Origin of the sequence: Klebsiella sp. 7-CIP_Kleb., from assembly GCF_050378655.1 — a bacterium.
Classification (GTDB): domain Bacteria; phylum Pseudomonadota; class Gammaproteobacteria; order Enterobacterales; family Enterobacteriaceae; genus Klebsiella; species Klebsiella quasipneumoniae.
Genome location: NZ_JBNRLJ010000005.1, coordinates 332,126 through 345,275 on the forward strand (window position 1 = coordinate 332,126; position 13,150 = coordinate 345,275).

Sequence of the window (13,150 nt, forward strand, 5' to 3'; positions counted from 1 at the left end):
TTGAAGGTATATGTTGTTTTTTACCCGAAAATGGCAGGAGATGGCCACACGATGGCAGACAAGTTTCACATTTTGCTTTTGAATGGTCCAAACATTAACATGCTCGGTACCCGCGAGCCAGAGAAGTATGGATCTCTCACGCTGGCTGAGATTGTTAACCATTTAACATCTGAAGCAGCGGCGCTGAATGTGAGCCTGGATCACCTGCAGTCCAACGCGGAGCATGCGTTAATCGACCGAATTCATCAGGCTAAAGACAACGTGGACTATATCCTGATTAATCCGGCCGCGTTCACGCATACCAGCGTAGCAATCCGTGACGCGTTGCTTGCCGTGAACATCCCGTTTATCGAGATTCACCTGAGCAATGTGCATGCACGCGAACCCTTCCGCCAGCATTCGTATCTGTCAGATATCGCCGCTGGCGTTATCTGCGGACTGGGGGCGGACGGCTATTCATACGCTTTACAGACGGCGGTAAAACGCCTGTCACAATCACACTAAACAAAGAGTACGGAACCCACTCATGGATATTCGTAAGATTAAAAAACTGATCGAGCTGGTTGAAGAATCAGGTATCTCCGAACTGGAAATTTCTGAAGGCGAAGAGTCTGTTCGCATCAGCCGCTCTGCACCGGCCGCAAGCTATCCGGTTATGCAGCAGGCTTATGCTGCGCCGATGATGCAGCCTCAGGCACCTGCCGCCGCGGCTGCCGCGCCAGCTGCAGCAGCAGAAGCGCCGGCAAAAGCGGAAATCAGTGGTCACATCGTACGTTCCCCGATGGTTGGTACTTTCTATCGTACGCCAAGCCCGGACGCGAAAGCGTTTGTGGAAGTTGGCCAGAAAGTTAACGTGGGCGACACCCTGTGCATCGTCGAAGCGATGAAAATGATGAACCAGATCGAAGCCGACAAAGCCGGCGTGGTGAAAGCCATTCTGATCGAAAGCGGCCAACCGGTAGAATTCGACGAGCCGCTGGTAGTTATCGAGTAACGAGGCGAACATGCTGGATAAAATTGTCATCGCTAACCGTGGCGAGATCGCACTGCGCATCCTGCGTGCCTGTAAAGAACTGGGCATCAAGACCGTTGCTGTGCATTCCACCGCGGATCGCGATCTAAAACACGTATTGTTAGCGGATGAGACGGTCTGCATCGGTCCGGCTCCGTCCGTAAAAAGCTATCTGAACATCCCGGCTATCATCAGCGCCGCTGAGATCACCGGCGCGGTAGCAATTCACCCGGGGTATGGCTTCCTCTCTGAGAACGCCAACTTTGCTGAGCAGGTTGAGCGCTCCGGCTTTATCTTCATCGGCCCGAAAGCCGACACCATCCGCCTGATGGGCGACAAAGTGTCCGCGATCACCGCCATGAAAAAAGCCGGCGTCCCGACCGTACCCGGTTCTGACGGCCCGCTGACCGACGACATGGACGCTAACCGCGCCCATGCCAAACGCATCGGCTATCCGGTGATCATCAAGGCCTCCGGCGGCGGCGGCGGTCGCGGTATGCGCGTTGTGCGCAGCGATGCTGAACTGGCCCAGTCCATCTCCATGACCAAAGCGGAAGCCAAAGCGGCTTTCAACAACGACATGGTCTACATGGAGAAATACCTGGAAAACCCGCGTCACATCGAAATTCAGGTGCTGGCGGACGGTCAGGGTAACGCTATCTATCTGGCTGAACGTGATTGCTCCATGCAGCGCCGTCACCAGAAAGTGGTCGAAGAAGCGCCGGCGCCGGGCATCACCCCGGAACTGCGTCGCTACATCGGCGAGCGTTGCGCGAAAGCCTGTGTCGATATCGGCTACCGCGGGGCGGGTACCTTTGAGTTCCTGTTCGAAAACGGCGAGTTCTACTTCATTGAAATGAACACCCGTATCCAGGTAGAGCATCCGGTAACTGAAATGATCACCGGCGTTGACCTGATCAAAGAGCAGCTGCGTATCGCAGCCGGTCAGCCGCTGTCCATCAAGCAGGATGAAGTGGTGGTTCGCGGCCATGCGGTGGAATGCCGTATCAACGCCGAAGACCCGAACACCTTCCTGCCGAGCCCGGGTAAAATTACCCGTTTCCACGCGCCGGGCGGCTTTGGCGTGCGCTGGGAGTCCCATATTTACGCCGGTTACACCGTACCGCCGTACTATGACTCCATGATCGGCAAACTGATCTGCTACGGCGAAAGCCGTGACGTGGCGATTGCCCGCATGAAGAATGCGCTGCAGGAGCTGATCATCGATGGCATCAAGACCAACGTCGATCTGCAGATGCGCATTATGAGCGACGAGAACTTCCAGCATGGTGGCACCAACATCCACTATCTGGAGAAAAAACTCGGCTTGCAGGAAAAATAATTCTGCACTCTCAGCAAAAGGCCGGATTTTCCGGCCTTTTTTCTTTTTCTCTCTCCTCATCTATACCATGCGGTACAATCCCCGCTTTCTTCATCCTCAAGGGACAAAAAATGGACAAACGCTTTGTTCAGGCCCACAAAGAAGCGCGCTGGGCGCTGTGGCTGACCCTTCTCTATCTTGCCGCCTGGCTGGCCGCCGCCTATCTGCCGGGGGTGGCTATCGGTTTTACCGGCCTGCCCCACTGGTTTGAAATGGCCTGCCTGCTGGTTCCGCTGCTGTTTATTCTGCTGTGCTGGGCGATGGTCAAACTGGTTTTTCGCGACATTCCTCTGGAGGACGATGATGCAGTTTGAGGTCATTATTCCCCTGATCGCCTATCTGGTGGTGGTGTTCGGCTTATCCCTCTACGCCATGCGAAAACGCGCCTCAGGAAGCTTTCTGAATGAGTACTTTCTCGGCAGCCGCTCGATGGGCGGCTTCGTGCTGGCCATGACGCTAACCGCCACCTATATCAGCGCCAGCTCATTTATCGGCGGACCCGGCGCCGCCTATAAATACGGCCTGGGCTGGGTGCTGCTGGCAATGATCCAGCTCCCCGCCATCTGGCTGTCGCTGGGCGTACTGGGAAAAAAATTCGCCATTCTTGCGCGCCGTTACAACGCCGTCACCCTCAATGACATGCTGTTTGCGCGCTACCAGAGTCGTCTGCTGGTCTGGCTGGCCAGCCTGAGTCTGCTGGTAGCCTTCGTTGGCGCCATGACCGTCCAGTTTATCGGCGGCGCCCGCCTGCTGGAGACGGCTGCGGGTATTCCCTACGATACCGGTCTGCTGATCTTCGGCATCAGCATCGCGCTGTATACCGCTTATGGCGGCTTTCGCGCCAGCGTGCTCAACGACACCATGCAGGGCATGGTGATGCTGATCGGCACGATCGTGCTGCTGGTGGGGGTGATCCACGCCGCCGGCGGGATTGGCCATGCGGTAGAGACCCTGCAGTCGATCGATGTCAAGCTGGTGTCCCCTCAGGGGGCGGAAGATATCCTCTCGCCAACCTTTATGGCCTCGTTTTGGGTGCTGGTCTGCTTCGGCGTGATAGGCCTCCCGCATACCGCCGTGCGCTGTATCTCCTACAAAGACAGCAAAGCCGTGCATCGCGGCATCATTATCGGCACCATCGTGGTGGCGATCCTGATGTTTGGCATGCACCTGGCCGGCGCGTTAGGTCGGGCGGTGATCCCTGACCTCACCGTACCGGATCTGGTGATCCCGACGCTGATGGTCAAAGTGCTCCCGCCCTTTGCGGCAGGGATCTTTCTGGCCGCGCCGATGGCGGCGATTATGTCGACGATCAATGCCCAACTTCTGCAAAGTTCCGCTACGATCATCAAGGATCTGTATCTGAATTGGCGTCCGGATCAGGCGACTAACGAAAAGCGGCTAAAACGCATGTCCGCCGGCATTACGCTCCTGTTGGGTGTCCTGCTGCTGCTCGCGGCCTGGCGACCGCCAGAGATGATTATCTGGCTGAACCTGCTGGCCTTCGGCGGCCTGGAAGCCGTCTTTCTGTGGCCGCTGGTGCTGGGCCTGTATTGGGAACGTGCCAACGCGGCTGGCGCGCTGAGCGCGATGATCGTGGGTGGTGTACTGTATGCCGTACTTGCCACGCTGAAAGTGCAGTTTCTCGGCTTCCATCCGATCGTTCCCGCGCTGCTGCTGAGTTTACTGGCGTTTGTGGCAGGGAATCGTTTCGGCCGTCCCGCACCACAGCCACCTATTTTGACTACTGATAAATAAAGAGTTTTGCTATGCCATGGATCCAACTGAAACTAAATACCACCGGCGCGAACGCTGAAGATCTTAGCGATGCGCTGATGGAGGCCGGATCGGTCTCGATCACCTTCCAGGATACGCACGATACGCCGGTATTTGAGCCGTTACCCGGGGAAACCCGGCTGTGGGGCGACACCGACGTGATCGGCCTGTTCGATGCCGAAACCGATATGAAAGCGGTCGTTGCCCAACTGGAGCAGCACCCGCTGCTGGGCGCCGGATTCGCGCATAAGATCGAGCAGCTGGAAGATAAAGACTGGGAGCGGGAATGGATGGATAACTTCCATCCGATGCGCTTCGGTGAGCGGCTGTGGATCTGCCCGAGCTGGCGCGACGTTCCGGATGAAAATGCCGTCAACGTGATGCTCGATCCGGGTCTGGCCTTCGGTACCGGCACGCACCCGACGACATCCCTGTGCCTGCAGTGGCTCGATGGACTCGACCTCAACGGAAAAACGGTCATTGATTTCGGCTGCGGTTCCGGCATCCTGGCGATTGCCGCGCTGAAGCTGGGAGCCGCAAAAGCGATCGGCATTGATATCGACCCGCAGGCTATTCAGGCCAGCCGCGATAACGCACAGCGTAACGGCGTCTCTGAGCGTCTGGAGCTCTATCTTCCTCAGGACCAGCCCGAGTCGATGAAAGCCGACGTCGTGGTCGCCAATATCCTGGCTGGCCCGTTACGTGAGCTGGCGCCGTTAATCAGCGTCCTGCCTGTTTCAGGCGGTTTGCTGGGGCTTTCCGGCATCCTTGCCAGCCAGGCGGAGAGCGTCTGTGAAGCCTACGCCGATATCTTCACACTTGACCCGGTGGTCGAGAAAGAGGAGTGGTGCCGGATCACCGGCCGGAAAAACTAAGTGCAATGCGGCCTGTGGGCCGCATTTTTGTTTCCAGTAGCCACCAAATAATGCCAGGAAATGAGAGGCAGATCGCACTACAGAGCACTTTTTTGACTATAAAAACAGCGTTTTATATCGCCTGGTAGCGAGTTTGTCTAAGAAAAATCGAGAAGTTTTATGATTTTATAAATGGACACAAATTATCCATCAGCCATTAAATCAATGATTAATATAAGTATTTATTCATCCCTTTTACGTTAGTCCCGGATTCATTGATCTGCAACAGAGGATTGCTCAAAGTTTGGCCTTTCATCTCGTGCAAAAAATGCGTAATATACGCCGCCTTGCAGTCACAGTATGGTCATTTCTTAACTCATGCGCATCGGACACCACCAGCTCAGAAATCGCCTGATCGCAGCGCCCATGGCTGGCATTACTGACAGACCATTCCGGACGCTGTGCTACGAGATGGGAGCGGGTTTAACCGTTTCCGAGATGATGTCCTCTAACCCACAGGTGTGGGAGAGCGACAAGTCCCGTTTACGGATGGTGCATATTGATGAGCCCGGTATTCGTACCGTGCAAATCGCCGGTAGCGTGCCGGAAGAGATGGCTGCCGCCGCGCGGATTAACGTGGAAAGCGGCGCCCAGATTATTGATATCAATATGGGATGCCCGGCGAAAAAGGTGAATCGCAAGCTTGCAGGTTCAGCCCTCTTGCAGTACCCCGACCAGGTGAAGTCGATCCTGACGGCGGTCGTGAATGCGGTGGACGTTCCTGTGACTCTCAAGATTCGCACCGGTTGGGAACCGGAACACCGTAACTGCGTAGAGATTGCCCAACTGGCCGAAGAGTGTGGCATTCAGGCTCTGACTATTCACGGACGCACCCGCGCCTGCTTGTTTAACGGAGACGCTGAGTACGACAGTATTCGGGCAGTTAAGCAGAAAGTTTCCATTCCGATTATCGCGAATGGCGACATTACTGACCCGCTTAAAGCCAGAGCTGTGCTCGACTATACAGGGGCTGATGCCCTGATGATAGGCCGTGCAGCTCAGGGAAGACCCTGGATCTTTCGGGAAATCCAGCATTATCTGGACACTGGAGAGCTGCTGCCCCCGCTGCCGCTGGCAGAGGTCAAGCGCTTGCTTTGTGCGCACGTTCGGGAATTGCATGACTTTTATGGTCAGGCAAAAGGGTACCGAATCGCGCGTAAACACGTCTCCTGGTATCTTCAGGAACATGCTCCAGATGACCAGTTTCGGCGCACATTCAACGCCATTGAGGATGCCAGCGAACAGCTGGAGGCGTTGGAGGCATACTTCGAAAATTTTGCGTAATAGAAATAAAGAGCTGACAGAACTATGTTCGAACAACGCGTAAATTCTGACGTACTGACCGTTTCTACCGTTAACTCTCAGGATCAGGTAACTCAAAAGCCCCTGCGTGACTCGGTTAAACAGGCACTGAAGAACTATTTTGCTCAACTGAACGGTCAGGATGTGAATGACCTGTATGAGCTGGTACTGGCTGAAGTTGAACAGCCCCTGTTGGACATGGTGATGCAATACACCCGTGGTAACCAGACCCGCGCTGCCCTGATGATGGGCATCAACCGCGGTACGCTGCGTAAAAAACTGAAAAAATACGGCATGAACTGATACTAGTCAGTTGCTTGCTTGATATAAAAGGCGCTCTTCGGCATGGGGAAGCGCCTTTTTTATTACCTGCGACAGCGGGACACATCACTGATTCACCGCCCGCAGTACCGGCGCCTCCGATACATGAGCAGCACAGACTACCGCCATAACATTATCCACCAGCGCAGGCGCCTGCTGATAAAGATCGAAGCGTTGCGGATCGAGCAGCCAGTTTTTAATCAGCCCGGAAAAGGCGCTGTGTAAAACAATTAATATCACTTCAATATTTGTTTCGGCTGGCAATATATTGTTACGCACACAGCGCTGAAGCATGCCGCCAATCAGCGAATAATTAAAACCAATGCGCTGGCGAATTTCGTTTTCCGAAAGCATATCATTGGCAAACTCGCAGCGCTGATAAAGAATTTGCATCAGCGCGCGCTGGCGAGGATTCGCAGCAATATAGCGGAGCCCGGTAATAAACCGCTCGCGCAATGCATTTAACGGCTCCTGTTCATTCTCTGTTACGAGGCTATGCTGAATCAAATCCCTGAGCGGTGGCTGCTGCTGCCACATTTCATTAAACAGCTCAGTCTTACTGGCAAAATGCCAGTATACGGCGCCGCGGGTCACTCCCGCCGCATCAGCAATATCCGTCAGGGTTGTGTTGGTCACTCCCCGCAGGGCGAACTGCTGGATCGCGGACTCAATCAGGAGCTGCCGCGTGCGTAGCGCCTCTTCTTTCGTTTTTCTAGCCATACAAGCCCCTTCCCGTCAGACAGGTTATTCAGGATTTTCTGAAGATCGCTTAACCTAACATTTGTCATGGAATATTTTTTAGCAAAAATGCAGACAAGTTAATTCTGAAGCTGTCGCCAAATAAATTACCCAAAAGAATATTAATAAATAACCCATTCACTGAATTGATGTCTATTTATTAAGTTTTACAATTGAGGTAAATAGCAAAAAAATCCTGCGCGCTTTTTTGTTTTTGCGTGCCTTGCTGATTGCTCAAAAATAAGTATCCCTTACATCCAGCGGCGTTTATTTGTAGGATGGCAAACTGCTTTTTAATTCCCTCTTTCTTTCACAGATTCGCCGCCGAATTTGGCACGTAATCTATAAGGAACCGCCATGACAACTCACGCCAGAGTGACACTTTTATCCGGTTTAATTATCTCGGCCTTATTGCTTACCGGCTGCGATAATTCGGACAACCCGCAACCCCATGCCCAGGCGCCGCAGGTGACGGTCCATGTCGTGAACAGCGCGCCGCTGTCGGTCACCACCGAACTGCCAGGCCGAACTTCAGCTTTTCGCGTGGCGGAAGTCCGCCCTCAGGTAAGCGGTATCATCCTGAAGCGTAACTTTGTTGAAGGAAGCGATGTCGAAGCAGGCCAGTCGCTCTATCAGATCGATCCGGCAACCTACCAGGCGGCGTGGAACAGCGCCAAGGGCGATGAGGCAAAAGCCGAAGCCGCAGCCGCCATCGCCCACTTAACGGTGAAACGCTACGTTCCGCTGCTGGGCACCAAGTATATCAGTCAGCAGGAATACGATCAGGCGGTGGCCACCGCCCGCCAGGCCGACGCTGACGTCATCGCCACCAAAGCCTCCGTGGAAAGCGCCCGCATCAACCTGGCCTACACCAAAGTGACTTCTCCCATTAGCGGACGCATCGGTAAATCGAGCGTCACCGAGGGAGCGTTGGTCACCAACGGTCAGTCGGATGCCCTGGCTACCGTCCAGCAGCTCGATCCGATCTACGTCGACGTGACGGAATCCAGCAATGACTTCATGCGCCTTAAGCAGGAAAGCCTGCAACGCGGCGGCGACACCAAAAGCGTTGAGCTGGTGATGGAGAACGGTCAGGCCTATCCGCTTAAGGGTTCGCTGCAGTTCTCCGACGTGACTGTCGATGAAAGTACAGGCTCAATTACCCTGCGCGCTATCTTCCCTAACCCACAGCATGTCCTGCTGCCGGGAATGTTCGTTCGCGCCCGCATCGATGAAGGCACCGATCCGCAGGCCATCCTGGTGCCGCAGCAGGGGGTGACCCGTACGCCGCGGGGCGATGCCTCCGTCATGCTGGTGAATGACAAAAACCAGGTTGAAACCCGTCAGGTGGTAGCTTCCCAGGCCGTGGGCGATAAGTGGCTTATCACCAGCGGGCTGAAGCCGGGCGATAAGGTGATTATCAGCGGCTTACAGAAAGTCCGTCCAGGCGTCACCGTGAAAGCAGAAGCGGAGCATGCGGCACCGGTCGCACAATAAGGATACCCAGCCATGTCTAAGTTTTTTATCCATCGACCAGTCTTTGCCTGGGTGCTGGCCATCATCATGATGATTGCCGGAGGTCTGGCCATTCTGCAGTTGCCGATAGCGCAGTATCCGACGATAGCGCCCCCTGCGGTGGCGATCTCCGCTACCTATCCCGGTGCGGATGCCCAGACCGTGCAGGACACGGTCACTCAGGTTATTGAGCAGAACATGAACGGTATCGACAACCTGATGTATATGTCGTCGACCAGCGATTCCGCCGGCTCAGTAACCATCACGCTTACCTTTAAGTCCGGCACCGATCCGGATATCGCCCAGGTGCAGGTGCAAAACAAACTGCAGCTGGCCACCCCGCTGCTGCCTCAGGAAGTCCAGCAGCAGGGAATTAGCGTAGAAAAGTCCAGCAGCAGCTTCCTGCTGGTGGCCGGCTTTATCTCTGATAACCCGGTCACTACCCAGGACGATATTTCCGACTATGTCGCCTCTAATGTTAAAGATCCCATCAGCCGCCTCAACGGTGTGGGCGATGTCCAGCTGTTTGGCGCACAGTACGCCATGCGCATCTGGCTGGATGGCAACCTGCTGAACAAATACAACCTGACGCCAGTGGATGTCATTAATGCGCTGCAGGTTCAGAACGATCAGATCGCCGCCGGCCAGCTGGGCGGTACGCCAGCGCTAAAAGGCCAGCAGCTCAATGCGTCGATCATTGCCCAGACGCGGCTTAAAGATCCGCAGGAGTTTGGCAAGGTCACGCTGCGGGTCAATGCCGATGGCTCTGTCGTCCATTTGAAAGACGTCGCCCGCATTGAGCTGGGCAGAGAGAACTACAACGTCGTCGCCAGAATTAACGGTAAGCCCGCCTCTGGTCTGGGTATTAAGCTTGCGACCGGCGCCAACGCGCTGGATACCGCCACGGCGATTAAAGCGAAGCTGGCCGAACTGCAGCCTTACTTCCCCCAGGGAATGAAGGTGGTCTATCCGTACGATACGACCCCTTTCGTTAAAATCTCTATTCACGAAGTGGTCAAAACGCTATTTGAAGCGATTATTCTCGTCTTCCTTGTCATGTATCTGTTCCTGCAGAACATGCGCGCAACGCTCATTCCGACCATTGCCGTGCCCGTCGTGCTGTTGGGCACCTTCGCCGTACTGTCGATGTTTGGCTACTCCATCAACACCCTGACGATGTTTGGCATGGTGCTGGCGATAGGTCTGCTGGTCGATGACGCTATCGTAGTAGTGGAAAACGTTGAGCGCGTGATGGTTGAGGAAAAACTCTCGCCAAAAGAAGCGACGGAAAAGTCGATGTCGCAGATCCAGGGGGCGCTGGTGGGTATCGCCATGGTGCTCTCTGCGGTATTCGTGCCGATGGCCTTCTTCGGCGGTTCCACCGGCGCGATTTATCGCCAGTTTTCGATCACCATCGTTTCCGCCATGGCGCTCTCCGTGCTGGTTGCCCTGGTCCTGACGCCAGCGCTCTGCGCCACGTTGTTAAAGCCGTCCTCGGTCGAACACCATGAGAAAAAAGGCTTCTTCGGCTGGTTTAACGCCCGCTTTGACCAGAGCGTTAACCACTACACCAACAGCGTCAGCGGTATTTTGCGTGGAACCGGCCGTTACCTGGTGATCTATCTGCTGATCGTCGTGGGAATGGCCGTGCTGTTTATGCGTCTCCCGACATCCTTTCTACCCGATGAAGACCAGGGGGTCTTCCTGACCATGATCCAGCTGCCCTCCGGCGCCACCCAGGAGCGGACACAGAAAGTGCTGGATACCGTGACCGACTACTATCTGCATAACGAGAAGGCTAACGTCGACAGCGTCTTTACCGTGAACGGCTTCAGCTTCAGCGGCCAGGGGCAAAACTCCGGCATGGCGTTTGTCAGCCTGAAACCCTGGGAGGCGCGTAGCGGTGATGAAAACAGCGTGGAGTCCATCATCAAGCGAGCCACTGTGGCTTTCAGCCAGATCAAGGACGCCATGGTTTTCCCGTTCAACATGCCTGCCATTATTGAGCTGGGTACCGCCACCGGCTTCGACTTTGAGCTGATCGACCAGGGCGGGCTAGGTCATACCGCCCTGACGCAGGCGCGCAATCAACTGCTGGGCATGGTGAAACAGCATCCGGATCAGCTGGTGCGGGTACGGCCTAATGGGCTGGAAGATACGCCGCAGTTCAAACTGGATGTCGACCAGGAAAAAGCGCAGGCGCTGGGCGTATCGCTCTCCGATATCAATGAAACGATATCAGCCGCGCTGGGCGGGTACTACGTCAATGACTTTATTGACCGTGGTCGCGTCAAGAAAGTGTACGTCCAGGCTGATGCCCATTTCCGTATGCTGCCGAGCGACATTAACAATATGTATGTTCGTAGCGCCAATGGCGAAATGGTCCCGTTCTCCGCCTTCGTCACTTCGCGCTGGATTTATGGCTCGCCGCGTCTGGAACGCTACAACGGTTTACCCTCCATGGAAATCCTCGGTGAAGCCTCGCCGGGTAAAAGTACCGGGGAAGCCATGGCGCTGATGGAAGCGCTGGCCAGTAAGCTGCCGAGCGGCATTGGTTACGACTGGACCGGGATGTCTTACCAGGAACGCCTTTCCGGCAACCAGGCTCCCGCGCTTTATGCCATCTCGCTGATTGTCGTCTTCCTGTGCCTGGCGGCGCTGTATGAGAGCTGGTCGATTCCATTCTCAGTCATGTTAGTGGTTCCGCTGGGGGTGATCGGCGCGCTGTTAGCCGCCACGCTGCGTGGGCTGAATAATGACGTGTACTTTCAGGTAGGCCTTCTGACCACGATCGGTTTGTCGGCGAAGAACGCGATCCTGATCGTCGAATTCGCCAAGGATCTGATGGAGAAAGAGGGGAAAGGGATCATTGAAGCAACCCTGGAGGCATCGCGGATGCGCCTGCGACCCATTCTGATGACCTCTCTGGCTTTTATTCTCGGAGTCATGCCGCTGGTGATTAGCCATGGTGCCGGCAGCGGGGCGCAGAATGCGGTAGGTACCGGCGTCATGGGCGGGATGCTAACCGCGACACTGCTGGCGATCTTCTTTGTTCCGGTCTTCTTTGTGGTCGTCAGACGACGTTTTACCCGGCACGCTGAATAACCCGGCCTGGTTTTAAAGGCGCCCCCTGCGGGCGCTTTTTTTTCGCCTGGCATATTAGCAACCCGCTCAGCTTCCCGCTATCTGACAACCTCTATCGCATGCGGCAGCGCGGGGAGACGATCTTTCTCTCCATCTTTTCTGCATATTCCCCTGCTTATCTTCACGATATTTACGTGGCTCATATATTGAGATGATTTCGGCATCCGGGCCGGACAATCCGCGGTGATAAAATAAGCCATTCCGTTCTGCACTGGCTCTCAGTACAACCCTGCGGATTATCCAGAGGTAATATCATGAAAAAGTATTTAATCGTGGCGCTGCTGGCCTCTCTGCTGGCAGGCTGTGCCCATGACTCTCCCTGCGTGCCGGTTTATGACTCGCAAGGCCGCTTAGTCCACACCAATACCTGTATGAAGGGCACAACAGAAGACAACTGGGACACGGCAGGCGCGATCGCCGGGGGAGCCGCCGCGGTAGCCGGCCTCACGTTAGGGATCGTCGCGCTGACCCGCTAATTCACCCCCGACCAGCAGATACTGGGGCTAGCGTCGAACCTGTATCTGTTCTTCTGCGCATCATCCACATGACAACCGGGCAAATAAACTCTCTGTCCCTTGCTGCATTACGAGCAAATCGACTTTGACGGGTTTCCCCCTGGTGGCAGGACTGTTTATCAACAGATAACAGATAACACAAAAGCAGAAGGCCCAGTCTTTCGACTGGGCCTTCTGCTTTATTTGATGCCTGGCGATTCCCTACTCTCACATGGGGAGACCCCACACTACCATCGGCGCTACGACGTTTCACTTCTGAGTTCGGCATGGGGTCAGGTGGGACCGCCGCGCTATTGTCGCCAGGCAAATTCTTTACAACGTGCCGAACTTTAACCTAAAAAGTGGTGCTGATACCCAGAGTCGAACTGGGGACCTCACCCTTACCAAGGGTGCGCTCTACCAACTGAGCCATATCAGCACGCTAAATTTGATGCCTGGCAGTTCCCTACTCTCACATGGGGAGACCCCACACTACCATCGGCGCTACGGCGTTTCACTTCTGAGTTCGGCATGGGGTCAGGTGGGACCACCGCGC

The 13,150-nt window shown here is 55.2% G+C and carries 12 protein-coding genes, 1 tRNA gene and 2 rRNA genes; 11 read left to right on the forward strand and 4 right to left on the reverse strand.

The features are described from left to right. Positions 1-51: 51 nt before the first annotated feature. The 8 genes from aroQ (at position 52) to fis (ending at position 6,685) form a co-directional block, all read left to right on the forward strand. Entirely contained in the window at positions 52-504 is a 453-nt protein-coding gene (gene aroQ, locus ACQUTI_RS18920) for a type II 3-dehydroquinate dehydratase (protein WP_004206246.1), read from the forward strand. Between the two features lie 22 nt (positions 505-526). Then, complete coding sequence (gene accB / locus ACQUTI_RS18925; RefSeq protein ID WP_004206250.1) at positions 527-994, forward strand: acetyl-CoA carboxylase biotin carboxyl carrier protein; 468 nt, start codon at positions 527-529, stop codon at positions 992-994. A 10-nt stretch (positions 995-1,004) separates the two neighbouring features. After that, positions 1,005-2,354: an acetyl-CoA carboxylase biotin carboxylase subunit gene (gene accC, locus ACQUTI_RS18930; RefSeq protein ID WP_004174096.1), complete on the forward strand. Its 1,350-nt coding sequence runs from the start codon at positions 1,005-1,007 to the stop codon at positions 2,352-2,354. Positions 2,355-2,464: 110 nt separating this feature from the next. Next, a complete protein-coding gene (locus ACQUTI_RS18935; RefSeq protein WP_004206253.1) occupies positions 2,465-2,707 on the forward strand; it encodes a DUF997 family protein in 243 nt (80 codons plus the stop codon). After that, positions 2,697-4,148 (forward strand): sodium/pantothenate symporter, encoded by a 1,452-nt coding sequence (gene panF / locus ACQUTI_RS18940; protein WP_004206255.1) that lies wholly within the window; start codon positions 2,697-2,699, stop codon positions 4,146-4,148. Before ACQUTI_RS18935 ends, panF begins: the two co-directional genes overlap by 11 nt. An 11-nt stretch (positions 4,149-4,159) precedes the next feature. After that, a complete protein-coding gene (prmA, locus tag ACQUTI_RS18945; protein WP_064178170.1) occupies positions 4,160-5,041 on the forward strand; it encodes a 50S ribosomal protein L11 methyltransferase in 882 nt (293 codons plus the stop codon). A gap of 357 nt (positions 5,042-5,398) precedes the next feature. Beyond that, positions 5,399-6,364: a tRNA dihydrouridine synthase DusB gene (gene dusB, locus ACQUTI_RS18950; RefSeq protein ID WP_004144972.1), complete on the forward strand. Its 966-nt coding sequence runs from the start codon at positions 5,399-5,401 to the stop codon at positions 6,362-6,364. 24 nt (positions 6,365-6,388) lie between these two features. After that, the gene (gene fis / locus ACQUTI_RS18955) at positions 6,389-6,685 is read left to right on the forward strand and encodes a DNA-binding transcriptional regulator Fis (RefSeq protein WP_000462905.1); all 297 of its coding nucleotides are present in this window, start codon (positions 6,389-6,391) and stop codon (positions 6,683-6,685) included. Positions 6,686-6,769: 84 nt separating this feature from the next. On the opposite strand, the gene envR is transcribed toward fis, so the two are convergent. Beyond that, positions 6,770-7,423 (reverse strand): acrEF/envCD operon transcriptional regulator, encoded by a 654-nt coding sequence (gene envR, locus ACQUTI_RS18960; RefSeq protein WP_004206257.1) that lies wholly within the window; start codon positions 7,421-7,423, stop codon positions 6,770-6,772. A 375-nt stretch (positions 7,424-7,798) separates the two neighbouring features. On the opposite strand from envR, the gene ACQUTI_RS18965 reads away from it, so the two are divergent. The 3 genes from ACQUTI_RS18965 to ACQUTI_RS18975 all read left to right on the forward strand — a co-directional run bounded on the left by ACQUTI_RS18965 (position 7,799) and on the right by ACQUTI_RS18975 (position 12,576). Further along, positions 7,799-8,938: an efflux RND transporter periplasmic adaptor subunit gene (locus ACQUTI_RS18965; RefSeq protein WP_049093701.1), complete on the forward strand. Its 1,140-nt coding sequence runs from the start codon at positions 7,799-7,801 to the stop codon at positions 8,936-8,938. A 12-nt stretch (positions 8,939-8,950) separates the two neighbouring features. Then, entirely contained in the window at positions 8,951-12,061 is a 3,111-nt protein-coding gene (locus tag ACQUTI_RS18970) for an efflux RND transporter permease subunit (protein ID WP_428923340.1), read from the forward strand. Positions 12,062-12,354: 293 nt separating this feature from the next. After that, entirely contained in the window at positions 12,355-12,576 is a 222-nt protein-coding gene (locus ACQUTI_RS18975) for a membrane protein (RefSeq protein ID WP_004206262.1), read from the forward strand. A gap of 227 nt (positions 12,577-12,803) precedes the next feature. Here ACQUTI_RS18975 and rrf (ACQUTI_RS18980) read toward each other — a convergent pair. The 3 genes from rrf (ACQUTI_RS18980) to rrf (ACQUTI_RS18990) all read right to left on the reverse strand — a co-directional run. Beyond that, positions 12,804-12,919, reverse strand: a 5S ribosomal RNA gene (gene rrf / locus ACQUTI_RS18980). Positions 12,920-12,957: 38 nt separating this feature from the next. Next, positions 12,958-13,033 (reverse strand) — tRNA-Thr (locus tag ACQUTI_RS18985). A 14-nt stretch (positions 13,034-13,047) separates the two neighbouring features. Beyond that, a 5S ribosomal RNA gene (rrf, locus tag ACQUTI_RS18990) occupies positions 13,048-13,150 on the reverse strand; the annotation flags it as partial.